Consider the following 25,368-nt stretch of genomic DNA (forward strand, 5'->3'; position numbering starts at 1 on the left):
CCCCCTTCATAGACGCGATGAAGAGGAAACGAGTGGGGATTGCCGCGCTCAATCCCCTTCATAGACCTAATGAAGAGGAAATGAGTGGAAATAGCCGCACCCAATCCCCTTCATAGACGTGATGAAGAGGAAATGAGTGGGAATAGAGGTACCCAATCCCCTTCATAGATGTGATGAAGAGGAAATGAGTGGGAATAGAGGTACCCAATCCCCTTCATAGATGTGATGAAGAGGACTCGGGTGCGAATAGCCGCACCCAATCCCCTTCATAGACGCGATGAAGAGGAAATGAGTGGGAAAAGCCGCACCCAATCCCCTTCATAGACGTGATGAGGAGGAAATGAGTGGGAATAGAGGTACCCAATCCCCTTCATAGAGTGATGAAGAGGACTCGGGTGCGAATAGCCGCACCCAATCCCCTTCATAGACGCGATGAAGAGGAAATGAGTGGGAAAAGCCGCACCAACCCCCCTTCATAGACGTGATGAAAGGGGATTGGACCTAGAACAGCTAGATAAACTGTGAAATATATTCGGATACCTTCTCAGGACATTCTTCCGGAACCAAATGTCCTGTATTCTTAATGGCAACAAAACTAGAATTAGGCAGGTCCTGATGAAGCCTTTTTCCTACAGAAATTGGAACGACTCGATCTTTTTCTCCCCAAATTAATAAGACAGGATGCTTGATCTTTTTTAATTCCTCAGACGGTAAATCTCCCTCACGATGGCGAATCATTCGTGTTAATCCCATAAAAATTCGGTTATCCATAAAGGGCTCTGTATATCCATCAATCATTTCTTGGTCAATGAGCTCATGGTTATGCACGACATTACGTAAATTATGTAATACCCCTTGCTTAGCTAGCTTCCTTTTTACAATAAAATGAAAATAGGGAAGATAGGAAGAATAGATTAAAGACTTTGGCATTCGTTTCATATAGCCTGAACTGCACAACAGTATTAATTTATCTACTAAATCAGGTGCTTGCTTTGCAATGTATAGACATATTTGTCCACCCATCGAATGGCCAACTAAATTCACTTTTGAAAAATGAAAAGACCGAATCAAGTCACATACCACATACGCGATATTTGAATAGGAATATGTAAAGCTAGTCGATTTTTCACTTTTCCCAAAAGGGGGAAGGTCAATTGATAAGATGGTATACTCTTCCTCTAAAAAGGGAATCAGTCTTCGAAAGCTAAATGAGGATGATAAAAAACCGTGCAACATGACAAGAACGGGCTTCTTTTTATTATGTTGGTATAACTCATAATGAAGATTTACTCCTTTAATTTGTATCGTATCCATTGATAAACGTCCACATCCTACACTATTGATTTATCCCTATTTTTACCTAAGGGGATAGAAAAACTCATAAAATTTCGAATGAATATAAAATAATTCAATATACTATTCATTTATCTGATATAATAAATGACAAAAATTCATTTCAAATTACTAGGAGTGACCATTATGCAGTTACAGGAAAATGAAATTGAAATACTTGAGATAATTGAAAACAACGGACGACTTCCTGTGGAAACAATTGCAAAATTAGTTGGCAAAAGTGTTGATGAAGTCGATGGCATTATTCAAAAACTTGAAGATCAAAAGATTATTGTGGAGTATAACACAATCGTTGACTGGAAGAAAGTTGAAGGTCATGAAGGTGTAACAGCTATGATTGATGTCAAGGTAACCCCGAAAAAGGGTGTAGGCTTTGATGAAATTGCTAAACGCATCTATCATTTTAAAGAAGTAAAATCGGTTTATTTAATGTCTGGTGCATATGATTTATCTGTGGTAATTGAAGGTAAAACGATGTCGGAAGTTGGTTCTTTCGTATCTGAAAAGCTTTCAACACTTGATTCTGTTCTTTCGACTACAACACATTTTATTTTGAAAAAATACAAACATGATGGAACTATTTTTGATCAAGGTGAAGATGACAAACGGATTGTGGTGACACCATGACTTCTCAGTACCTTTCTAAAAAAGTTCAAGAATTACAACCTTCCGGAATCCGTCGATTCTTTGATTTAGCGGTAACGATGGAAGGTGTCATCTCGTTGGGTGTGGGTGAACCTGATTTTGTAACACCTTGGTCAATTCGGGAAGCAAGCATCCAATCTATCGAGTCAGGAATTACATCTTACACTGGAAATGCAGGACTTCTTGAACTACGACAGGAAATTTCAGCTTATTTACATAGGTCATTTGGGGTGAAATATACTCCTGAAAATGAGGTTATTGTGACGGTTGGCGGAAGCCAAGCAATTGATTTGGCATTGCGTGCAATTGTCGACCCAGGTGATGAAGTTATCATTGTAGAACCAACCTTTGTTGCGTACAGCCCAATCGTTTCGCTTGCAGGTGGAGTTCCAATCCCTGTACACACTAGACCTGAAAATGAATTTAAGCTACAGCCAGAAGAAATAGAAAAAGTAGTAACAGAACGTACAAAGGCCATTATTATTTGTTCTCCAAATAATCCAACAGGAACTATGTTGAAGAAGGAAGAACTTGAAGCAATTGCTAAAATTGTGGAAAAGCACGATCTACTTGTGATTTCAGATGAGATTTATGCTGAGCTTTCCTACGAAGGCAAATATACAAGTTTTTCAAGTATCCCTGGGATGTTTGAGCGCACAATCCTGGTATCTGGATTTTCAAAGGGTTTTGCTATGACTGGATGGCGCTTAGGTTATTCTGCTGCTCCAAGGGAAATTTCGGAAGCAATGTTGAAAATTCATCAATATACAATGATGTGTGCTTCGACTATGGCTCAGTACGGAGCAATCGAAGCACTTCGAAATGGACATTCAGATGTAGAATATATGAGAAAAAGCTATCGTCAGCGTAGAAACTTTTTTGTATCTTCGTTACAGGAAATTGGACTAACTTGTCATATGCCAGGCGGTGCTTTCTATGCATTTCCGTCTATAAAAGCAACAAGATTATCATCTGAGGAATTTGCGCATCGTTTACTAATGGAGGAAAGGGTAGCAGTTGTCCCTGGTAATGTATTCGGTGAAAGTGGTGAAGGGTTTATTCGCTGCTCATATGCATCCTCACTAGAGCAACTCCAAGAAGCAGTCAAACGAATGGGCCGATTCTTGAAAAACAACAATCTTTTATAAAAAACTGTATAAAAAAATGGGGCTGGGACAAAACCCTCCTCTGAACTGAAAAAGCCTGTGAATTTTTACTATGAGTAAAATTTCACAGGCTTTGATTATTTTTAAATAAAAAATAAGGACATTCTTTGTTAAAATTAAGTTACCACACAAAATCCAAACAGAAAGAAGTGTCCTTATGTTTAAAGATTATAACATGAATCAATTAATTTTGCCTTTAGATTTAGAAGTAAAATTACAAAATAATGATATTGCCTTCCATGTCCATCATTTAGTTGAAAGTATCCCGCAAGAAGCATTCGAACCATTTCTTCGAAATGAGGGTTGTCCTGCTTATCATCCACGCATGATGCTTAAAATTATCTTGTGTGCCTACTCGCAATCTGTCTTCTCTGGACGCAAAATCGAAGCCCTATTAAAAGATAGTATCCGTATGATGTGGTTAGCTCAAGGGTATGAACCAAGCTACCGCACAATCAACCGATTCCGTGTTCAATCAGAAGTGAAAGATTTAATTCGCAAATGTTTCGTCCAATTCCGTTGCCAATTAGTTGAAGAAAAACTTATTGATCAAGAAGCTATTTTTATTGATGGTACAAAGATTGAAGCGAATGCGAATAAATTTACGTTCGTTTGGAAGAAATCCATTGAGAAATATAGTGAAAGCTTAATTGAAAAGTCAAACCAGCTATACAACGAGCTACTTAAGAACGAAATCATACCTGAAATTGAACGCGAAAACACCGAACAGTTATCGTTGGAAGAGCTCACTCAATTGGTTCAAAAAGTAGACGAAGTCGTAACCGAGTATGATAAACAAATTGAAGTTACATCAGATGTTTCAGAACGAAAAGCTTTAAGAAGCGAACGCAAATATCCGAAACAAGTACGTAAGCAATTGATTGATTTTGTCTTACGTAAACAGAAATACCAAGAAGACTTAGAAATCTTTGGCACACGTAATAGCTATTCTAAAACGGATCCTGATGCGACATTTATGCGAATGAAAGAAGATTATATGAGAAATGGACAGTTGAAAGCTGGTTACAATGTACAAATCGCAACGGAAGGTCAATACACTCTTGCTTATAGTTTGTTTTCTAATCCAACAGATACACGTACGTTAATTCCATTTCTAGATGAAATCGAGCAGCATTATTTCGAGTTACCGAAACACATTGTCGCAGATGCAGGTTATGGTAGTGAACAAAACTATAATGATATCCTTTCCAATAGAAAACGAGAAGCGCTTATCACTTATAACCTGTATTTGAAGGAACAAAACAAAAAGTTTAAACAAAACATATTTAACCCTGACAATTGGCAGTATGATGAAGAAACAGATACATATACATGCCCTAATCATAAACGTCTTGAGTTTCAATATCATTCTATTCGCACTGACCGTACAGGCTTTGAACGGAAGTTCAAAATCTATGAGTGCGAAGACTGTTCGGGATGCCCATTCCGCTTATCATGTACAAAAGCCAAAGAAGGTAACAATCGAAAACTAATGGTGAATGAAAAGTGGGAACAGCAAAAAGAATACGTAAGAGCGAAGCTTTCAGAAGAGAAAACGAGTGCCCTCTATCGAAAACGCAAAATCGATGTGGAACCAGTTTTTGGATTCTTGAAAGCTAATTTGCGTTTCTCCCGATTTTCTGTTCGAGGAAAATCGAAGGTGGAGAACGAAATGGGTCTAGCTTTAATGGCAGTGAATTTAAGAAAATTCACTGCCAACAACTAAGGTAATAGGAGAATTTACACGAAAAATAGAAAAAGGTGAGTTTGAGCGTGCTCAAACTCACCTTTTTCATTATTCGAAGCTAGTTAATGTCCCAGCCTCTACATACAAAAGGGGAATACTAGAAAGCCTTTGAAAGTAGTATCTCCAATAATCACCTATTTTAAACACCGCACAGATCCCGCTATTATCGAAATGATAAATATTACCTCTTTCATAATTTCATCTCGAAATGGTAACTCTAAAAGCGAAAAGGTTCTTTTTTTGAATAAATGGCCATTCTGTGTTATAATTATTTATTGCGTATATAAAAGGTATGTAAACTAAAGTTTTAGGAGTTGGGTAGCATGACAGAAAAATTCGAAGTAGGAAGTGTTGTTAAGGGTAAGATTACAGGAATTCAACCTTATGGAGCATTTGTTGCTTTAGACGAAAATACACAAGGTTTAGTTCATATTTCAGAAGTAACTCATGGTTTTGTTAAAGATATTAACGAACATGTTAAAGTTGGCGATGAAGTAAATGTAAAGATTTTATCTATTGATGAAGGAGCAGGAAAAATCGGTCTATCAATTCGTGCAACTGAGGAAGCACCAGAAAAGCCGGCACAAAGAACTGCTAAGCCAAAAAAACGTCCAGCACAAGCACAACCAGCAAATGCTGAAAGCCCTCAAGGTTTCAACACTTTAAAGGATAAGCTTGAAGAGTGGATTGAACAATCGAATTTTAACTAAGAACCAGAAAAAGAGGCATTCACTGAATAGCCTCTTTTTTTACATATATAAAGAAAAATAGAAGATAATGTTAAGAGCAAACTGCTTTACAACATGTTGTAACATTGCCATAATTTTTTACAGGAGGCGATAATTTTGGAAAACTTTACATATTACAACCCAACTAAGCTTATCTTTGGTAAAGGTCAGGTACAAGAACTTAAAACTGAAATACCCCAGTACGGAAAAAAAGTATTGCTTATATATGGTGGCGGTAGTATCAAGAGAAATGGTTTGTACGACCAAGTCATTGACCAATTAAATGAAATAGGGGCAGAGGTACACGAGTTTTCTGGAGTAGAACCCAATCCTCGTTTGTCTACAGTCAGAAAAGGAATCGAAATTTGCCGTAAGGAAGGCATTGAGTTTTTGCTCGCTGTGGGCGGTGGAAGTGTTATTGACTGTACAAAAGCAATTGCAGTGGGCGTAAAATATGATGGTGATGTATGGGATTTTATGTCTCGAAAAGCAGTGGCTACTGACGCTCTACCTTTAGGAACAGTTTTAACAATAGCTGCGACAGGTTCAGAAATGAATTCAGGATCTGTCATTACAAATTGGGAAACGAATGAAAAATATGGATGGGGAAGCGCTGCGGTGTTTCCAAAGTTTTCAATATTAGATCCAGTTTATACATATTCACTGCCAAAGGATCAAACGGTGTATGGAATGGTGGATATGATGTCACATGTGTTGGAACATTATTTCCATCATGAACCTAACACATTAACCCAAGATAGATGGTGTGAGTCTATACTAAAGACGGTCATTGAAACGGCGCCAAAACTAATTAATGACTTAGAAAATTATGATTACAGAGCAACCATTATGCTTAATGGAACGCTTGCACTAAATAAAATGTTAAACATGGGATATAGTGGGGATTGGGCTACACATAATATTGAACATGCCGTATCCGCTGTTTATGATATTCCTCATGGTGGTGGACTTGCGATCCTATTCCCGAATTGGATGAAGCATGTTCTGGATGAAAATGTAGACCGTTTCAAGCAATTGGCGGTTCGTGTCTTTGAAGTCGATACTGAAGGAAAAACGGAACGTGAAGTAGCACTTGAAGGGATCGAAAAGCTAAGAGAATTTTGGAGCAGCATCGGTGCACCATCAAGATTGGCAGATTACGACATTGGTGAAGAAAACCTTGAACTAATGGCTGACAAAACAGTTGTATTCGGTGAATTTGGTCGCTTTAAACTATTAGGCAAACAAGATTCGCTTGAAATACTAAAAGCATCTCTATAATTGATCGTTATAAACTGTGAAAAAGGCTCATACTACATGTGTGAGCCTTTTAACTTTATTCACCCCCATGGCTATATAAAGTTAAAGCTATCGGCGGAAGCCACTATTTTTCGATGGGAGTTTTTTCTGTAATTAACTGGTGCTAAGCCCCCATGAAGGGCAACTACCAGTAAATGCCCGATTGGTTCAACTAACAAACGGCAGAATAATTTCTACTGATTGAAGCTTCACTGTATCTCGCAGTAAGTTCAAAGACTAAGAACACCACTGCTTGTGGCAACTTCTTTATGACCCACGTGGGCCTAAAAATCGGGCGCAAATATGCCAAGGAAGATTTGCTTTAATTATTTTTTCAATGGTTACGCTTACAGTAAGCCGGCGGTCTTGATTTAACAGAAAAGTTTGGTTACAGTGAAAAGAGGCATTGAAAATTAAAGGGTGGAGGTATTAATAATGACACATGTTCGTTTCGATTATTCAAAAGCATTAACTTTTTTTGGAGAACATGAAATTACATATCTACGTGATGCGGTTAAGGTCGCACACCATTCTATACATGAAAAAACAGGCGCAGGTAGTGATTTCTTAGGATGGGTAGACCTTCCTTCCGAATATGACAAAGAAGAATTTTCACGCATTCAAAAAAGTGCTGAAAAAATCAAATCAGATTCTGACATTTTACTAGTAATTGGTATCGGTGGTTCTTATCTTGGTGCTAAAGCAGCTATTGATTGGTTAAACCACTCCTTCTATAATTCCCTAACAAAGGAACAGCGTAAAACCCCACAAATCGTATTTGTAGGGAACAATATCAGTTCTACATATATGAAAGACCTTATGGACTTACTTGAAGGTAAGGATTATTCAATTAACGTCATTTCTAAATCTGGAACAACAACTGAACCAGCACTAGCCTTCCGTATCTTCCGTAAAATGTTAATTGAAAAATACGGAAAAGAAGAAGCACGTGGCCGTATCTTTGCAACAACTGACAAAGCACGTGGCGCATTAAAAACTTTAGCAACTGAAGAAGGCTATGAATCCTTCGTTATTCCTGATGATGTTGGTGGCCGTTACTCTGTTTTAACAGCTGTTGGACTACTTCCGATTGCCGTAAGTGGTGCAAATATTGAAGAAATGATGAAGGGTGCACAAGCAGCAAGTGTTGATTTCTCTAAATCAGAGCTTGAAGAAAACGCTGCTTACCAATATGCTGCGGTTCGTAATGCACTATACAACAAAGGCAAAACAATTGAAATGCTAATCAACTATGAACCAGGTCTTCAATATTTCTCTGAATGGTGGAAGCAATTGTTTGGCGAAAGTGAAGGGAAAGACCAAAAAGGAATTTACCCATCATCAGCAAACTTCTCAACAGACCTCCATTCACTTGGACAATATGTTCAAGAAGGACGACGTGATTTATTTGAAACAGTCATTAATATCGAGAAATCCCGTCATGAATTAATTGTTGAAGCTGAAGACAATGATTTAGATGGATTAAATTATTTAGCTGGAAAATCAGTGGATTTTGTTAATAAAAAAGCATTCGAAGGTACAATGCTTGCTCATACAGACGGAGGCGTACCAAATCTAATTGTCCATGTACCAGAAATGGACGAGTATTCATTTGGATACCTTGTGTACTTCTTTGAAAAAGCATGCGCGATGAGTGGATACCTCTTAGGTGTAAATCCATTCGACCAACCTGGTGTAGAAGCATATAAAGTAAATATGTTTGCACTATTAGGTAAGCCTGGCTATGAAGAGAAGAAGGCTGAACTAGAAAAACGCTTATAAGCTGAATCATTGTAAAAGGGATTCCCGAATGGAGAATCCCTTTTAACTTTTTATAATTAGAATGTGATCATTTTTTCGTATTTCAAGTGAAAGAGGAGGATTAATTGTTATTTCTTCGCCTCGCTTAATTCCGATTAATATTTTTCCTTCCTTTAATAAAGTTTCACTCGCTTTTTGAAAAGTCAGTCCCACTAAATCAAAAGTAGTTTCCAAAAACTGAAGTTTAACACCTTTTAAATCAACCAACATGGACAGTAATGCATCAGACACTCCATGTGAAAAAATACTATTGACCATCACCAAACTTGAAAGCCGGTTTGTTTGGATAATTTCATCAGCACCACCACGCTTTGCATTTTGAATCTGATGAGTGGTTAATATTTCTACAATTGTATAAACCGTTGGATTCAACCCTTTTATCGCGAGTAGTGTCAGGATGGTTAGCATATCAGCATGTACTTCATCCTTGCCTTGGTCGGCAGTAACTAAGACCATATCTGCATTCTGAACATTTGCTTGTTTTAATGTTTCATCACGAGTCGGATCCCCTTTAATAAAATGAAAATGATTGCCAGGCATCGGGTTCTTTTCTAAGGAATCATCAATTAACAAAATTTCAGTTGCTGAACCTGGAGCTTTAAGAAACGAAATGGTTTCCCTTACACGTTCATTCCATCCAATGATAATTATGTGTTTTTTTCCGTGGAATCCTGACGTGCCTTCAAGGTATGCATTTTGGGTAACGAAGGTTGCAGTTGAAATTGCAGCGAAATACCGGGTTACAATGCCAGCACCGATAAAGATAAGAAACATCCCCACAATTCTTCCTATTAATGAAGTTGGAGTATAGTCACCGTACCCTACTGTTGCAGCGGTGACAATCGACCACCAAACCCCATCGAAAACGGTTGGAAAGTTTTCGGGCTCAATTAAGTGAATAATGGAGCCAAAGATGATGATGACTAATAAAACAATCCCAACGAGCTTGGCTATCAAAAAGCGCTTAAAAAAGGAAGCTAAGATACTTGTTAACAAACACTCCACTCCTTTTTACATCTATTTTTTTTCCTCTTTTGGTAGAAAGGCAAAGATCTCTTTTATAATTGTATTAATCCTACGAGTAATCTCCTCTTCTCCAAAGGTTTCCTTCGCTTTTTCAATGGCTTCAATAACTTCTTGATCAAATTCAATCAGGGGCTTGTCTTCTTCTGCCTCATTGTATAACTGAATGACAACATCTATGCCTTCATTTAACCGATCAATCGAATCACTAAGTGTCTTCTTCTCATTTTCATTAAGCTTCATACGTTTACTCCTATCCTTGGTCCTTTCCTATATAGTGTGTTCAAAAACTTGCTATCTTTGCATAAATTTCCTAGAAATTCGGAAACTATTGGAGGGAAGAAAATATTAATTTGGAGTGAGTAGAATGGATATTCGTAGAGCAAAGCAAATCTTATCTTCATCAAATGAAGTAACCGTTCATTATCAAGGTACTTCAGTATGGATTGATAGCTGTGATGAGCAGGGGAATATGTGCACAGTACACCTAAGAGGTAGGGAGCATGAAAAAAATATTGTCCCAGTAGCTGAATTAGAGGAAATGTAAGTACATAAGTCTTTTGAGCCGGTTGAGTTTAGTTGGTGTAACCTGGTGTTACTCTGTCTGAATCATCCGGGCATAGTGTCTTGATTTAGAGGTAACTGGTGCTCAGAGTAAATGAGCCTAGAATTCTTACATAGAGTACAAATTACATGTTAAGGCTGTCAGAAAACCCTTGTATTCGGACTCACCGTAGGGTTTTCAGGTTCACAGAGTCCGAATGAGGCTAACATACAGACACAGGGGATAAGTTTCTGGTTGAGTCTGTCAGAAAACCCCTTGTATTCGGACTCACCGTAGAGTTTTCAGGTTACTGAGTCCGAATTCTCCTGTCATTCCGACACAAGGAAGTATTTTATAGTTCACAGAGTCCGAATCACCAGGGCCTTCAGACACCAAGTAGAAATTCTAGGTTCACAGAGTCAGAATCAACACAAAGCTCCAGTTTTCGCCGGGGAACTTCCAGGTTCCCTACATAAAAAATTAAAGAACAAAACAAAAGCTCCCATTTTACTCAAAGGGGAGCTTTTTTTAATCCCAAAATCCACTAATGAATTTTGCGAAAATATCCGAACTAAAATAAAAGAATGAGCAAAGAAAAAAAGCAATCACTAGACCAGTTAATATCCAACTAAGGGTCTCCTTCTTCACACAATCACCTCTTTTATATACTATTTGCATAATGGAATCTTTCATACAACCCAAAAAACCTCTAGGACACCCTAGAGGTTCTTTGTATATATAAATGATAGGGGAAATGAAGTAAAAAATGCCTCTAATTATGAGAGAGTAATTAGAGGCAAGAGAGAAATGAAAACTTCATTGAATTAGACGAACTGTTTTGTAAAAGGTTACAAACCCTATAAAAATTTTTTTTGATACTCATTCTTTTTCTTTTCCATGCATACATATAGGACAAGCGTAAAAAAAGAGGGGGATTTGATATGGCTTATCCAGGATCAAAAGGTTGGTACGTGAAACAATTAAAAGAAAAAGGGATTTACCAGCATCCAGTTGAGCGAAAAAAACTAGAAACGTATAAAACATATATCTTACGAAAATTATATTTCGAATTAGTAGTTGATAAAGACAAATAAATAAATTTCTGTCTCAGAGAAAGTCCTAAAGGGGTGTTTTGAGATGCATTTCTTGAGATATAAAGAACGGCACTCAATGAAATAACAAGTAATAATATAATATGAACGTTTGTTAACATATTAGGACGTTCTCTTTTGAAAAAGGAATTGATAAAAACAGGTATAGAAGCAGTGTATTTCACTTCAGAAATAACACTGCTTTTTTGTGTTTATATAGAACTTTTATAATCAAATTAATTGAAGACTTATTGCACTAGCGAAATTGGATTTTTACCAGCAGCCTAGATTTAATGGTAAAGTGACGGAGTAGAACCGAATGATGAGGATATAAGAAATTTATATAAAATACGGTTCTGGTGAATTAACTTCTTTATTTTTACTGTAGAAATAAATGGCTTCGATTAAAAAAGCGTACAATGTTATTTACTTTTGGGTTATTGTTCGATAATTAATGTATGAAATATGAAATTTAGTAATAAAGAAGAATAAAAAAATAAGGAATCGTTAACATTAAGGTTAGGATTCAGGCAATAGCATAAGGCTACATCAGATTAATTAAAGTTTTGGCATAGATAGCTGAGACAAAATTAGTTCTACTTTTCATTGTTTGAAAGCGGTTTACTTCCTAAGATTAATATATAGGTATTATGATTTTGAAAGGAAGTGGGTCAAATGACTCAACAAGATAGAGGGATTAAAGTTGGCGTGCAGAAATTCGGTAACTTTTTAAGCTCCATGGTTATGCCGAATATTGGAGCATTTATAGCATGGGGGTTAATTACAGCTCTTTTTATTGAAGCAGGATGGTTTCCAAATGAGGAATTGGCTTCATTAGTGGACCCAATGGTAAAATATTTGTTACCATTATTAATCGGTTACACTGGCGGTAAACTTATTTATGACGCTCGCGGTGGTGTCGTTGGTGCGATTGCAACAATGGGTGTCATTGTTGGAGCAGAAATACCAATGTTCCTTGGAGCCATGATCATGGGTCCGATTGGTGGATGGGTCATCAAAAAGTTTGACTCGTTAATAGAAGGAAAAGTAAAAACTGGTTTTGAAATGTTAGTAAATAACTTTTCTTCCGGGATATTAGGTGGCATACTTGCTATTCTTTCATACTTGTTAGTAGGACCTGGAGTAAGTGTCCTTACGGGCTGGTTAGTGACTGGCGTAGAATGGATGTTAGGAGTAGGCGTTCTGCCATTAACAAGCATTTTAATTGAACCAGCAAAAATATTGTTCTTAAATAATGCAATAAATCATGGTGTTTTATCACCAATTGGGATAGAGCAGGTTAAACAAACTGGAGCATCGATCTTATTCCTGCTAGAAGCAAACCCTGGACCAGGTATCGGAGTTCTTTTAGCATATTGCTTCTTTGGAAGAGGAACAGCTAAGCAAACAGCGCCTGGTGCAAGTATCATCCATTTCTTTGGTGGGATTCATGAAATTTATTTCCCATATGTATTAATGAATCCTCTATTGTTTATTGCTGTTATACTAGGTGGAATAAGCGGAGTATTCACCTTATCTGTTCTTGGTGGTGGTTTAGTAGCTCCATCTTCACCTGGAAGTTTTCTAGCTATTCTTGCTGTAACGCCTGCTGGTAACTATTTTGCTAATATTGCGGGTGTAGTAGTAGCAGCACTAGTTTCACTTCTCATTTCTTCAATCATATTAAAAACAAGTAAAACAAAAGAAGGAAGCATTGAAGATGCATCGCAAAAAATGCAAGAGATGAAAGGGAAGAAAAGTAGTGTAGCAAGTGCATTAAGTGCAGAAGACGTGAACGGAGATTTCACATCTAAAGATATTGACCATATCATTTTTGCATGTGATGCGGGTATGGGTTCAAGTGCTATGGGAGCTTCTCTTCTAAGGAAAAAAGTAAAAGAAGCTGGATTAAATATGAAGGTTACGAACACAGCTATAAGCAACCTTCCAAGTGATGCAAAACTTGTTATTACACAAGAGGAACTAACTCCACGTGCAAAACAAAAAGTACCAAATGCATATCATATTTCAGTTGATAACTTTTTATCGAGTCCCAAATATGATGAATTGATCCAACGTCTAAAAACAGAGGATGTTGTTGTTGAGGCCCCTAGTGATGAGAAGGTAGAAGATCAGTCACCATCAGGCAATCAAGATGTTTTAAGGAAAGAAAATATTTTCGTAAATCAACAATTTTCTTCTAAAGAAGAAGCCATTCGATTTGCAGGAAGGGTTTTAGCAGATGGTGGTTATGTAGATGAATCCTATATTGAAGCGATGATTGAAAGAGATAAAATAACAACTACCTATATGGGGAACGATGTAGCGATACCTCATGGTACAGATGAAGCAAAGAAGAGTGTTCGAAAATCAGGTGTTACCATCATTCAAGTTCCAGAGGGAATTGATTATGATGGACAAAAAGTTCGTTTAATCTTTGGAATTGCTGGAAAGGATGGCGGACACTTAGAAATACTGTCTGCAATTGCTATTACCTGTTCTGAGATGGAAAACGTTGAAAAAATGGCAACTGCAAAAACAGCGGATGAAATTCTAGATATTATAGGAGCTTCATTTGAAAATTAAGTTAAGCAAGAAAGATGCAACATGCATCTTTCTTCTTCCATTTTATGAAGAATCTCAATCATTTATCGAATAATTTTGATTGAAAAGAGTTGATGGACATGATGATGACAGCAAGAGAGAAGGCAATAGTTGACCTAATGGTAAAAAAAAGTGGAAATCATACGATCTCTTCCATTGCTGATTTTTTGCATGTCAGCACCAGAACCATTCAAAGAGATATTAAAAGCATAGAAAAGATTCTAAAGAAATTTGATTTATCGGTAGAAAATGATAACGGGTTATCGATAGTTGGAACCAATGAAAACTTTTATCGACTGATTCAAGAATTGAATAAGATTAAACCAATCGATTTTACAATAGAAGAAAGAAGATTACTTGCTTATATTAAACTATTAGATGCAGATGGCCCCATAAAACTAGCTCCATTAGCAAATGAGCTAGGCATTTCAATAACAACCTTGGGCACAGATATCGATGATTTGATGGAGTGGTTGAAAAACTACGATATTATCCTTAATCGTAAAAAAGGCGTAGGAATTGAAATCGACGGATTAGAAGAAGACAAAAGAAATGCCTTGGTTAGTTATTTACTCATTCATTTTAATAAAGAACTGATTGAAAGCATATTTTTACTTTCCAATGATAGGCTACAAAATGACAAAATCTTATTTTTTCTTAAAAAGGATTACTTAAAGACAACAGATAAAATTGTATATTCATACATAAATCAATCAGAAATAAAATTAGCGGATAGTGATTATATTGCGTTCATCATCTATATCTGTATTTCCTTGCAAAGAATTGAAAAGGGACATACTCTTTCTGAACGAAAACAAGATGTTGATCGAATAAAGAATTCTGAAGAATATTCACTTCTGATTAAGATATGTGGTGAATTATCAAATTTATTATCTATCGAGTTAAACGATCATGAAATTTCTAATTTTGTAACTGTTTTTAGAGGTTCAAAAATAGTAACAACTGAGAATACATACTATGATCAAATCCTCATTAGTCGCTCAGTTAAGAAATTGATTTATGATGTTTCTGAGCAATTGAATGTTGACTTATCTGCAGACTTTTCTTTGTTTCAAGGGCTTATGGCTCATATGGAACCAACAATTTATCGAATGACTAAAGGGTTAACTCATTTTAATCCTTTAACAGAAGAAATTAAGCAAAAGTATCCTCTTTTGTTTATGGCTGTACACACAAGTGTTAATAAGATTTTCACCCAGATTCCATTTTATGATGATGAAATTGCTTATATTGTCTTGCATTTCGGATCAGCTTTGGAATTAAAAAAAGAGGAAGTTCAGATCCATGCTTTAATCATATGTCCTACGGGAATTGGTACTTCAAAGATGCTGGCTAGTCGTATTAAAAAAGAGGTACCAGAGATTACTTCAACCGATATTATTTCATTAAAAGAAATGCATACTATGGATTGGAGTCAATATCAAATCATTGTCTCGACTGTCTTACTACCGCTACAAGAAAAATTTGACTATGTTTATGTAAATCCACTACTTTATGAAAAAGACATTGAGTCAATTCAAGCATATTTACGCACTCATGTTCAAAACATTACTAAACATTCTAGTTATCCAACGAAACAAAATGAGCAACAGAAGATAATTAAAAGTCCGACATCTCTTACTGCTTTAATGGATGAAGTAGATATTTGTCAAGATAGTATTCGTGCTATCTTTCGCAATTTTTCCATAAACAAGATGAAAAATGAGTCCTCCTATGATCTTCTTATCCAGAAGATGCTAGGATACGAAAAGCAAAGAGGAAGAATAACGAATAGTAAGGATGTCTTTCGTCAGCTTAAGCTACGTGAAGCAAAAGGAGGATTGGGGATTCCTCAAACAAGTATGGCTCTTTTTCACTGCCGACATGACAGTGTAAAAGAACTCATTTTTCAAATCGCACATTTGGATTCCCCATACAAGTTAGTAGGCATGGATGGTAAGGAAATGGAAGTATATACTATTCTTTTGCTTCTTGCTCCACAAACATTAAATGATGGTGAATTAGAAATTATAAGCATGGTAAGTACGACTATAGTTGAAAATAAAGAAAATATAATGATCTTTTCTTCTGCAAATGAAAAGATGATACGTATAAAGTTAGAAGAAACATTTTTAAACTTCTTACAGCTTAAATTTGGAAGGGAATGAATTTTTGTGAAAAAAGTAGTACATTTTGGCGCTGGAAATATCGGTAGAGGTTTTATTGGGGCATTGTTTTCACAAGCAGGTTATCACGTAACGTTTGTTGACATAGCAGATGTGATTATCAACCAATTAAATAAAGATGGAAAATACAAAGTCATAACAGCAGAAGATGTTCCTCAAGTGACAGAAATTAACCATGTTTCGGGATTAAACAATATGAAACAAGAAGAAGAGGTAATCAAGGCAATAGGAGAAGCAACCTATATCACAACTGCAATTGGTCCAAATATTTTACCTCATATTGCTCCCTTAATTGCAAAGGGCTTGAAAACTCGGATTGAAAATACAGACGAAAAAGTCTATGTAATTGCTTGCGAAAATCAAATCTCAGCAACAGAGCTATTAAAAGGTTATATCCAAAAAGGATTTAGCCAGGATGAAATCGCAAAAATGACAGATAAAGTATATTATTTTAATTCAGCAGTAGATCGGATTGTACCAATACAAGATAATAAGAATTCTCTAGATGTTTTAGTAGAGCCCTATTTTGAATGGATTGTTGAAACAACCTTGGATATTCCAAAGGTTGAAGGAATGACCAAAGTTACAGATCTAGCACCTTTTATTGAAAGAAAATTATTTACTGTAAATACTGGACATGCCGTAACTGCTTATTTTGGTTACTTGGCAGATAAAGAAACCATTGATCAAACACTGAATGACCCAACTATCTATGAGAAAGTTAAATCAACCATTGAAGAAACAGGATCATACTTAATAGAACGTTATCAATTACATGAAGCAGAGCATCAAAAGTATATTGAGAAAATATTAGGACGTTTCCAGAATAAACATTTACATGATGATGTGACGCGCGTTGGTCGCTCTCCTCTCCGTAAGCTAGGACCAAATGACAGGTTAATAAAACCGATGGTAGAAGCCCAAAAGCTTGGATTGTCTTACCGAAACCTTGCTAGTGCAGCGGCAGCCTGTCTGTTATTTGACGTTAAGGATGATCCTGAGTCAGTTGAATTACAAAAAATGATTCAAGACCAAGGTGTCACATTTGTATTAAAAGACATATGCAAGTTAGACGAGACAAATGAGATCGCACAAGTAATCATTGAGAAATACGAAGAATTTAAAGTACAATATAGTAAATAATAAGATAAGACTCATCCGATAGGATTGAGTCTTTTTTTAAAAGCAATAAGAGAATCCAAAAAATATACCACTTATCTATTTAAACACTCAAAACTACATAACATTGAAATGGTGCTGATTAGTTATTAATAATTAAACCTGCATGCCATTACTTCCGGGACTTAATAGAAACTGATTAAAACAAGAACGAAAAAGGCACCGAATTCAGTGCCTTTTATTTCTAAACTGTATATAAGAAGGTCGCTTCCACCCTAGCAGTAATTGTCAATTCCCCAGCCTGTATCGGTGTAGCAGCCTCACTTTTGGCAAACATTGCAGTTTGATACGGAATAGGTGGGCTTTGCTGTGAAAGTTCCTTAATTTGAAGGGGAACCTCTTGAAGTGCAACTCCTAGTTTTTTGGCGATTGTCCTTGCCGTATCTTGTGCATCTTGAACGGCATTCTGAAGTGCCCGTTCATAATAAATGCGTGGATTGCGTACTGTGAAATTAATATTCGTCACCGTATTGGCTCCGTTCTGAACGGCTGTATCCACAACGGTACCCACAGTTTGGATGTCCACATCGGATATTTGTAACATATGAGTGACTCGGTAGCCCCTTAAGGTCTGTTTAGAGTTTTCATAGTCATATATGATGTCGATTCGAAAATCTACTGTTTTAATATGTTCATTTGGTATCCCTAGTGCTAATATAGAATCTATGATCTTTTTTGTTAGTTGGTTATTTTCATTTTGTGCTTCAGTAACTGTGTTACTTTCTGTGATGACACCCAATGTGATGGTGGCGATATTCGGCGCAGTTGTAACAATTCCCTCACCATTCACTTTCATTCTATGTGTATTCGTACTATTGTTCCTTTTAGGTTGTGAACGCATCATCCACGGTTCATAATAATACATAGAAGAGCTCCTTCCCAAAATGATCTTTTTGGTATTGTATTACTTCGAGAACCTTTCTGTGTGCATTCAAAAAAATAAAGCCCACGAATTCGTGATTAGCCTGCCATTCTTTTTCTATACAATGGTCCAAAAATGACATGTAAACAAATATCCCCTGTAAAGTGAGCAATCATCGCGATTTCAATTCCAAACTTCCAATATAAATACCCAAACAAAATTCCAGGTATGGCATTAAGTAAAACTGTACGGATGATCACGATTTTTGATTTGCCGAAAACTCCAAAAGCAGCTGGTAAATGTCCTACGCCAAATAAAACGGCAGCAAAGATGATTCCAATCCAATATGAAAGATCTCCAAGCCCTAAGAAGCTTGATGCATAAACCGCTGCGGTCATCAAGAATAAGCGGGTTAAAACCTCCTCTGAGATTCCACCATAGAAAGAAGCCAAAAACGATTGAAATCTTGAAGGTTCATCCATTTGAACATTAGGTATCTTTTTCATGAAAAGAATATCCAAACCGATGATAATAATGGATGCAACAAATCCAATCACAATACTCAGTAGAATGGCCCCTGAAATGGAGTATGGAATAGCGCTCCCAACTAACCAGGAATCAATTAGCCACCAATGTAAGTCAACTTTCGGAGCGAGCCATGTTCCAATAAATGCGGATACTCCTAATAATACAACGCTTTGAATGATACTCATAAAAACAAGTACGGGAGTAGGAGGAATTTTTTTAGTGGGATTCTTTTTTGCATCCTCCTCAATTTTTCCTTTTAACATATTAAACTGATAGGGCATAACCACGATTGCCCCAATTGATGCAGCTATCCAAAATATAAAAAACTCTGTCATAATGAGCCCCCTCATTCGTTATCGTTATCATTTATTTTCCGTAGATAATACGAATGAAGTGATGAGAAAGTTCATTATTATTTTTTTAACTCAACAAAAAAAGGTACCCTTTCAGGCACCTTAATCATACTTGATCTTCTTTAACATTATTCATAATGGATACAATATTCTTTACCCAATGATTATTTAGGCCAGTGGCGTCATTCGCTGCTTGATTTGGAGCATAGATTGTTTGGATTTCACCAATTGTTTCATTTCCATTCTCTACATAGTATTTCTTTAAATAGATTGCTTTAAAATGGATACTATCTTCAATAGAAAGAAACTTTTGCCATTCTGTTCCACCTTCGACTAGTTCCTGGCAACCAGGGTTTGGATAATCTTCACCAAAAACATCAGCGTAAATATCGGGCATACATGTTATGCCTCCAATATTATTCCAAGGTGAGGTTGAAATATCAGAATTGCCCCAACCGGTTTCCTGAGCAGCTAATGCTGCTAAAAATACAGGATCAATTTCGTGCTCTTCACCGGACTTTACAAAGTTTGGTCCTAAACCCTTTAAATTTCCCTTTAAATGCTTGTCCAATTCTAAACCAGTAATGGTATTTTCCTGTTCTATATTATAATTTTTTGAAGCCATTTGCACAGGCTTGCTTTCGCCTTGCGGTTTTTGATTATTTATTTTTTCTTTCTTTAATTCTTGTACTGGATTGATTGCTGGTGTGTCTTTCTTTTCAAGTGTTTCAGCATTTGAATGCTGCATGGTAGCGAAAATACTTGTACCTATAATGATTACAACACCAATTATATAAATAAGAGCTGGTTTTTTGAGTATAAGGTTTGAAATTTTCAAAGTATCCTACCTCCTTCATAAGACCTTTTTCCCACTTATGGAACTATCCTAACATAGTAAAATGACAGTTATGTTACAAAGAGGTTATAACAATCTTATAAAAAGATGACAGATGGTATAGGTTGTTTGCAAATATAGTACTAGTCTAGTATAATCAGAAATTGTATGTTCGTTGTCAAAAACGTAAACATTTCCCATTTTTATCAATAAAATGGAAGTAAATTGCTTTTAAGGCAAAAAATATACAATGAAAGGTGTTAGTCATGTATTTTCAAAGTTTGCTAATGAAAGAGGATCTGAACAAGAGCCCGTCAGAGGTCAAACAGGATTTAGAGGATTTACAGTTTCAGCTTTTTCGTATGCAAGATAACATTAAAGAAATCTCCAAAAAGCATCAAATCATCGGTATTGACCAAACAAAGGATGAGAAATGGGTAATTGTATCTGCCTTTGATGATGGAAATCGTTGCCAAATCATGGTGAATGATTGTGACACAGCCTATAGAGGTAACTGGGATTTCTCACTTCAGGCACAATACAAAGATGAAGATCATGCAATTCATATCGGTGATATCAAAGGACCTGCGAACCAGGGCTATGGTTCAATTTGCATGAATCATTTAAAGGAGATTGCGCGAGAACAAAACATCCCTGTTATTACAGGTGATATCGCAAAAAGAGACTGGGACCATGTTGATCGTCTGATCTATTTTTATGAAAAACACGATTTCGAAGTTGAAATCGATCCTACAACAAAATCGGGTGAAATTATTTGGAAAGATTAATTAAAAAGAAAGAGGCCTGCTTACCAGCTATCTTACGGTAAAGCAGGTCTTTTTATTATGGAATTATTAAATGTCCCAAACGATTGATGACTTTGATGCGATAAAAGGGTGATTATGTGCCATATGAAGCATATAGAGTGAGACCATATGAACTATTAGCAAGATTTGAAGGTGGTTAGTTACTTTTTAACTTTCATAAAAGATGGTACCATAATAATAAAATCTGGTTTAGTCATAGGAGCTCACGTCATGAAAATAATAAACAAAGGTCTAATACTTGGAATTGCAGCAATCATTCAGGGCTTTGCAATGGCAACCTTTTTATTCCCGCATTATATTCCAACTGGAGGAGCTGCGAGTGTCTCAGTACTGGTCAATTTTTTAGCGGGTACTCCTTTTGATATTACGCTTTGGGTACTAAATGCGGGTCTCTTATTTGCAGCGATTAAATGGCTTGGTAAAGATGCTGCGCTTTGGACGCTGTACTGTGTCACAGTTACAGCATTCACCATCCGTCTGATCACTCCATTGATAACAAATCCAATATCAAATGTAATCGTAGATTTAATTGTAGGTTCTATCATCTTTGGTGTTGGAATTGGGATATTATTTCGAATGGGTGCATCATCAGGTGGAATGGATATTTTGGCTTTAATCATTTCAAAACTTAAAGGGTTTTCACCAGGAAAAACACTGTTTGCCATTAATGGTACAATTTTGCTTACCACAGGAATCATCGTCGATTGGAAAATCATTATTTTTGCGCTCGTTAGTCAATTTATAAGCACACGGATTATCGATCTTTTATATAAGGTCCAATTACCAAAAACGCAAATTCAAAAACATGATACAAGTACGTTTTAACTAAAAAAAGGCGGGAACCCTCAATGTGGTTCTCGCCTTCTGTGGATTGCACTATTCTTTTTAATTCATAGCAACCCAGACACTCTTAACTTCTGTGTAGTTATTTAGGGCATAGGATCCCATTTCACGGCCGATACCAGATTGCTTGTAGCCACCAAATGGAGAAGCTGCATCGAATGCATTGTAGCAGTTCACCCATACTGTACCAGCTCGTAGGTTGTTTGCGATATAATGTGCTTTTCCAACATCTCGTGTCCATACACCTGCCGCAAGACCATACTCAGAATTATTTGCACGTGCAATTAATTCATCAAGGTCTTCATATGGCATTGCCGAAATAACAGGACCAAAGATTTCTTCTTTCGCAATTGTCATTTCATCTTTTACATTCGCAAAAATAGTTGGCGATACGAAATAGCCTTCTTCAAATGGTTTTTGACCACCTACTACTAGTTCTGCACCTTCGTTAATTCCTTTTTCAATATATCCTAAAACACGATTTTGTTGTTCAATTGAAACAAGCGGTCCAATTTCTGTATCAGAATGTAAACCTGCCCCTTGTTTAATCTTTTCAGCATGGCTTGCCATGTCTGCCACAACATTATCAAATTGTTTCTTTTGAATGAAAACACGTGACCCGGCACAACATACCTGACCTTGGTTAAACATAACCCCATTTAATGCACCAGGGATTGCCTTTGAAAGATCAGCATCAGGTAAAATAATATTTGGAGATTTTCCTCCTAATTCTAATGTTACACGTTTTAATGTTTTGGAGGCTCTTTCCATAATGCTTTTTCCTACTTCTGTTGAACCAGTAAATGCAATCTTATCAACCAATGGATGATCAACTAGAGGTTGACCAGCTGTTTCACCAAAGCCAGGAACGATATTTACTACCCCAGCTGGGAATCCTGCTTCTTCCATTAGCTCTGCTAAATAAAGAGCAGAAAGAGGAGTTTGTTCAGCTGGCTTTAATACAATCGTACAACCAGTTGCAAGGGCTGCACCAAGCTTCCACATTGCCATTAATAGAGGGAAGTTCCATGGAATGATTTGTCCCACAACACCAACTGCCTCATGACGAGTATAGTTTAAGAATGGTCCATTTACAGGAATAGTTTGCCCTACAATTTTCGTAGACCATCCAGCATAATAACGCATATGTTCGATTGCTAGAGGAATATCTGCATTTGATGTTTCACGAATCGGTTTTCCATTATCCAATGTCTCCAACTGTGCTAGCTCATCTTTATGTAGCTCCATCAAATCTGCCAGTTTATACATGATACGGCTTCTTTCGGCTGCGGACATTTTTTGCCAAGGGCCTTCATCAAAAGCTTTTCGGGCAGCTTTTACCGCACGGTCAATATCTTCTGGTCCAGCTTCACTGACAGTTGCTAAAACTTCCCCGGTAGCTGGATTATAGGATTCGAACGTTTTACCAGAAGCACTATCAACAAATTCTCCATTGATGTAAAGCTTCTTAGTCCCTCTTAAAAATGACTCAACCTTTTCTCGTAATGCAAAAATTAATTGGCTCATTCTCTTCCTCCTTTTTAATATGAAACTAGCAATACAGGTGCTAAAAACACCTTCAATACTAATGTTAACATTTTAAAACTAGTAATCAACCAACTTTTGGTAAAAAATTCCGACAATTCATGACGGGTTTTTTCGACACAAGGGATGATTGATTAATCAATTATTCTACTATTAAATGTATAAATGAAGAATTGTTACTGTGCATGGAGCATCATGAAATACGATGGAAGTTTTAATGTAGAAGCAAATGCGGTTAACAAAATTGTTGAAATAATTTCGAATTTGCAAAAGTTATTCCATATGTTATTTGAATTCTTTATTTAAATCATATACTATAAAATTTAAAAAATGGTAGTACAAAAGTAGGGATTGAACATGAATGAACGAAAACAATATGTCTTAGAAAAGGCTCATCAACTCTTTATGGAAAAAGGTTTCCAAGCCACATCAATCCAAGATATTCTAGATTCTAGCGGGATTTCAAAGGGGACCTTTTATAACTATTTTTCTTCAAAAAGCGAACTGTTCATGGCCGTTTTTAACTCAATACAAATCAAAAACGAAGAAGAACGGAATAAATTATTAATAGGCGAAAACCTTGCGAATATTGATATCTTTAGTAAACAACTAGGTCTCTTTTTCCGTCTAAATAAGCAAAACAAACTTTATGCACTAATTGAAGAGGCGCTCGTATCGAATGATCCAGACCTAAAGCAGTTTGTAAAACAATTTCAATTATTGCAACTAAGATGGCTTTATTTTCGTTTTATTGACTTATTTGGTGAAGAGAAACGTGAGTATTTATTGGATTGTGCCATTCTTTTTTCCGGAATGCTACAACAATCATTTCAGTATCACTTTTTTACATACGGTCCGAAAGTTGATCATGAAGCCATCATTCAATATTGTGTTGATCGCTTAATAACTTTAGTCGATGATGTCGATAAGACAAATAGTAAGCTATTGAATCCTGAGTTACTAGAAACATGGTTGCCTCAAAAGAATGCAGGGGGAAAGAATGTTCAAAATCAATTTTTCGAAGTATCAAATGATTTGAAAAAGGCAATTATGAAGATTCATCAAAATGAACCTGAAAAGGAAAAATTTCATCAATTAGTGGACTTCATTCAAGAAGAAGCTATGAATAACAAACTTCCACGTCTTTTTCTCATCGAGAGCTCACTACTATCACTAGTGATGAGCAAGGAGCTTCAACGAACCGAGGAGCTTGCTCAGTTTGCTCACTTTGTGAGAGAGCATATCTTAAACCAAGAACAGACCCAATCCTAACTGAACGGGTCTGTTCTGCTTTTATCGAAAAAGAAAAGTCACTCAATGTGGAATAAAAGAGTGACTTTAATGATGGAGTTGATGGGAATCGAACCCACGACCCTTTGCCTGCCAGGCAAATGCTCTCCCCCTGAGCTACAACCCCGTATGAATTTAGCAAAATTATATCATGTGGCTTTTTAATAGACAATATTTTATTCGTTTTTTTTGCATGAGGTTGTCCAAAATTTCATATAATCTATTAAAAAAGCTGTAAACGAATCATATTATTTTGATATAAATAACCAGAAATAAATGGTAAAATTGATTAAACCTAAAATGGTGGTGGACTTGTGAGTTATTTATATGTATTAGCTTCTTATTTTATAGGAACGATTATGACCGGATATGTCGTCATGAAGATTATGAAGGGCGAGGATATTCGCAAGCTCGGAAGTGGGAACGTAGGGGCTCGGAATGCTGGTAGATTGCTAGGAAAGAAGGGATTTTTGCTAACAGCCATTGGTGACGTTTTAAAAGGGATGGCTGTAGTTTTAGGTGCAAAATACTTGAATTTTTCATTTGAAATTCAAATTCTCGCTTTAATCGCAGTCGTTATCGGACATATTTGGCCAATTACCCTCAAATTTAAAGGCGGAAAAGGAATAGCAACCGCGGCAGGTGGATTAGTTGTATTGGCTTATCAACCATTTTTAGTATTTGGTGGGATCTTCCTTCTTTTATTATTGATAGTAAGAAGCTTTACAATTGCTGGAATGTCTGCCTTTCTAACTGTACCAGTCATCTATTGGTTCATGGATTATTCCATCCGTGAATGTATCCTTATTTTTATTGTAATCGCCCTATTATTAGTGGCACATCGTGACAACCTAAAGGAAAAATTATTGAATAAAAACAAATAAGCGGAGTGATTCCAA

General features: G+C 36.4%; 22 protein-coding genes and 1 tRNA gene. 15 read left to right on the plus strand and 8 right to left on the minus strand.

Annotated elements, in window-relative coordinates:
• Positions 1-510 precede the first annotated feature (510 nt).
• Complete coding sequence (locus NST91_RS06735) at positions 511-1,314, minus strand: alpha/beta fold hydrolase (RefSeq protein WP_341330537.1); 804 nt, start codon at positions 1,312-1,314, stop codon at positions 511-513.
• Positions 1,315-1,479: 165 nt separating this feature from the next.
• Between NST91_RS06735 and NST91_RS06740 the strand changes: the two genes are divergently transcribed.
• The 6 genes from NST91_RS06740 to NST91_RS06765 all read left to right on the plus strand — a co-directional run bounded on the left by NST91_RS06740 (position 1,480) and on the right by NST91_RS06765 (position 8,720).
• Positions 1,480-1,980: an Lrp/AsnC family transcriptional regulator gene (locus NST91_RS06740; RefSeq protein ID WP_099361766.1), complete on the plus strand. Its 501-nt coding sequence runs from the start codon at positions 1,480-1,482 to the stop codon at positions 1,978-1,980.
• Positions 1,977-3,146, plus strand: coding sequence for an aminotransferase (locus NST91_RS06745; RefSeq protein WP_341330538.1), 1,170 nt, complete (start codon positions 1,977-1,979; stop codon positions 3,144-3,146). The genes NST91_RS06740 and NST91_RS06745 overlap by 4 nt, the downstream gene beginning before the upstream one ends.
• Positions 3,147-3,321: 175 nt before the next feature.
• Positions 3,322-4,890 carry an IS1182 family transposase gene (locus tag NST91_RS06750; RefSeq protein WP_341329892.1) on the plus strand — a complete coding sequence of 523 codons (1,569 nt, stop codon included), beginning with the start codon at positions 3,322-3,324 and terminating at the stop codon, positions 4,888-4,890.
• Positions 4,891-5,234: 344 nt separating this feature from the next.
• Complete coding sequence (gene yugI, locus NST91_RS06755; RefSeq protein WP_121449589.1) at positions 5,235-5,621, plus strand: S1 domain-containing post-transcriptional regulator GSP13; 387 nt, start codon at positions 5,235-5,237, stop codon at positions 5,619-5,621.
• Positions 5,622-5,756: 135 nt separating this feature from the next.
• Positions 5,757-6,920, plus strand: a complete 1,164-nt coding sequence (locus NST91_RS06760) for an iron-containing alcohol dehydrogenase (protein WP_341330539.1) — start codon at positions 5,757-5,759, stop codon at positions 6,918-6,920.
• A gap of 453 nt (positions 6,921-7,373) precedes the next feature.
• Positions 7,374-8,720: a glucose-6-phosphate isomerase gene (locus NST91_RS06765; protein ID WP_341330540.1), complete on the plus strand. Its 1,347-nt coding sequence runs from the start codon at positions 7,374-7,376 to the stop codon at positions 8,718-8,720.
• Between the two features lie 42 nt (positions 8,721-8,762).
• On the opposite strand, the gene NST91_RS06770 is transcribed toward NST91_RS06765, so the two are convergent.
• Together NST91_RS06770 and NST91_RS06775 are read right to left on the minus strand one after the other, a co-directional pair.
• Positions 8,763-9,755, minus strand: coding sequence for a potassium channel family protein (locus tag NST91_RS06770; protein WP_341330541.1), 993 nt, complete (start codon positions 9,753-9,755; stop codon positions 8,763-8,765).
• A 21-nt stretch (positions 9,756-9,776) separates the two neighbouring features.
• Positions 9,777-10,025 (minus strand): atypical membrane-integrating protein (Mistic protein), encoded by a 249-nt coding sequence (locus NST91_RS06775; RefSeq protein WP_341330542.1) that lies wholly within the window; start codon positions 10,023-10,025, stop codon positions 9,777-9,779.
• 124 nt (positions 10,026-10,149) lie between these two features.
• Between NST91_RS06775 and NST91_RS06780 the strand changes: the two genes are divergently transcribed.
• From NST91_RS06780 to NST91_RS06800, 5 genes are all read left to right on the plus strand, one after another.
• A complete protein-coding gene (locus NST91_RS06780) occupies positions 10,150-10,329 on the plus strand; it encodes an H-type small acid-soluble spore protein (protein WP_121449594.1) in 180 nt (59 codons plus the stop codon).
• Positions 10,330-11,267: 938 nt separating this feature from the next.
• Complete coding sequence (locus tag NST91_RS06785; protein ID WP_121449595.1) at positions 11,268-11,420, plus strand: DUF2639 domain-containing protein; 153 nt, start codon at positions 11,268-11,270, stop codon at positions 11,418-11,420.
• A gap of 672 nt (positions 11,421-12,092) precedes the next feature.
• Entirely contained in the window at positions 12,093-14,003 is a 1,911-nt protein-coding gene (locus NST91_RS06790; protein WP_341330543.1) for a PTS mannitol transporter subunit IICBA, read from the plus strand.
• 98 nt (positions 14,004-14,101) lie between these two features.
• A complete protein-coding gene (locus NST91_RS06795) occupies positions 14,102-16,189 on the plus strand; it encodes a BglG family transcription antiterminator (protein WP_341330544.1) in 2,088 nt (695 codons plus the stop codon).
• 6 nt (positions 16,190-16,195) lie between these two features.
• On the plus strand, positions 16,196-17,350 hold the full coding sequence (locus tag NST91_RS06800) for a mannitol-1-phosphate 5-dehydrogenase (protein ID WP_341330545.1): 1,155 nt from the start codon (positions 16,196-16,198) through the stop codon (positions 17,348-17,350).
• 220 nt (positions 17,351-17,570) lie between these two features.
• Here NST91_RS06800 and NST91_RS06805 read toward each other — a convergent pair whose 3' ends face one another.
• The 3 genes from NST91_RS06805 to NST91_RS06815 form a co-directional block, all read right to left on the minus strand.
• Positions 17,571-18,251 carry an SIMPL domain-containing protein gene (locus NST91_RS06805; RefSeq protein WP_341330546.1) on the minus strand — a complete coding sequence of 227 codons (681 nt, stop codon included), beginning with the start codon at positions 18,249-18,251 and terminating at the stop codon, positions 17,571-17,573.
• Positions 18,252-18,346: 95 nt separating this feature from the next.
• Entirely contained in the window at positions 18,347-19,111 is a 765-nt protein-coding gene (locus tag NST91_RS06810; protein WP_341330547.1) for a CPBP family intramembrane glutamic endopeptidase, read from the minus strand.
• A gap of 124 nt (positions 19,112-19,235) precedes the next feature.
• Complete coding sequence (locus NST91_RS06815) at positions 19,236-19,967, minus strand: glucosaminidase domain-containing protein (protein WP_341330548.1); 732 nt, start codon at positions 19,965-19,967, stop codon at positions 19,236-19,238.
• A gap of 263 nt (positions 19,968-20,230) precedes the next feature.
• On the opposite strand from NST91_RS06815, the gene NST91_RS06820 reads away from it, so the two are divergent.
• Both NST91_RS06820 and NST91_RS06825 read left to right on the plus strand, forming a co-directional pair.
• The gene (locus tag NST91_RS06820; RefSeq protein WP_121449602.1) at positions 20,231-20,752 is read left to right on the plus strand and encodes an N-acetyltransferase; all 522 of its coding nucleotides are present in this window, start codon (positions 20,231-20,233) and stop codon (positions 20,750-20,752) included.
• Positions 20,753-21,001: 249 nt separating this feature from the next.
• Positions 21,002-21,616, plus strand: coding sequence for a YitT family protein (locus NST91_RS06825; RefSeq protein WP_341330549.1), 615 nt, complete (start codon positions 21,002-21,004; stop codon positions 21,614-21,616).
• Between the two features lie 60 nt (positions 21,617-21,676).
• Here the strand turns inward: NST91_RS06825 and NST91_RS06830 are convergent, their stop codons facing one another.
• Positions 21,677-23,161 (minus strand): aldehyde dehydrogenase family protein, encoded by a 1,485-nt coding sequence (locus NST91_RS06830; protein WP_341330550.1) that lies wholly within the window; start codon positions 23,159-23,161, stop codon positions 21,677-21,679.
• Between the two features lie 375 nt (positions 23,162-23,536).
• Between NST91_RS06830 and NST91_RS06835 the strand changes: the two genes are divergently transcribed.
• Complete coding sequence (locus NST91_RS06835; protein WP_341330551.1) at positions 23,537-24,451, plus strand: TetR/AcrR family transcriptional regulator; 915 nt, start codon at positions 23,537-23,539, stop codon at positions 24,449-24,451.
• Positions 24,452-24,524: 73 nt separating this feature from the next.
• On the opposite strand, the gene NST91_RS06840 is transcribed toward NST91_RS06835, so the two are convergent.
• Positions 24,525-24,596 (minus strand) — tRNA-Ala (locus NST91_RS06840).
• 187 nt (positions 24,597-24,783) lie between these two features.
• Between NST91_RS06840 and plsY the strand changes: the two genes are divergently transcribed.
• Positions 24,784-25,353, plus strand: coding sequence for a glycerol-3-phosphate 1-O-acyltransferase PlsY (gene plsY / locus NST91_RS06845; protein ID WP_341330552.1), 570 nt, complete (start codon positions 24,784-24,786; stop codon positions 25,351-25,353).
• The last annotated feature ends 15 nt before the right edge of the window (positions 25,354-25,368 follow it).

Origin of the sequence: Ferdinandcohnia sp. FSL W7-1320 (assembly GCF_038050315.1) — a bacterium.
Classification (GTDB): Bacteria; Bacillota; Bacilli; order Bacillales; family Bacillaceae_L; genus Ferdinandcohnia; species Ferdinandcohnia aciditolerans.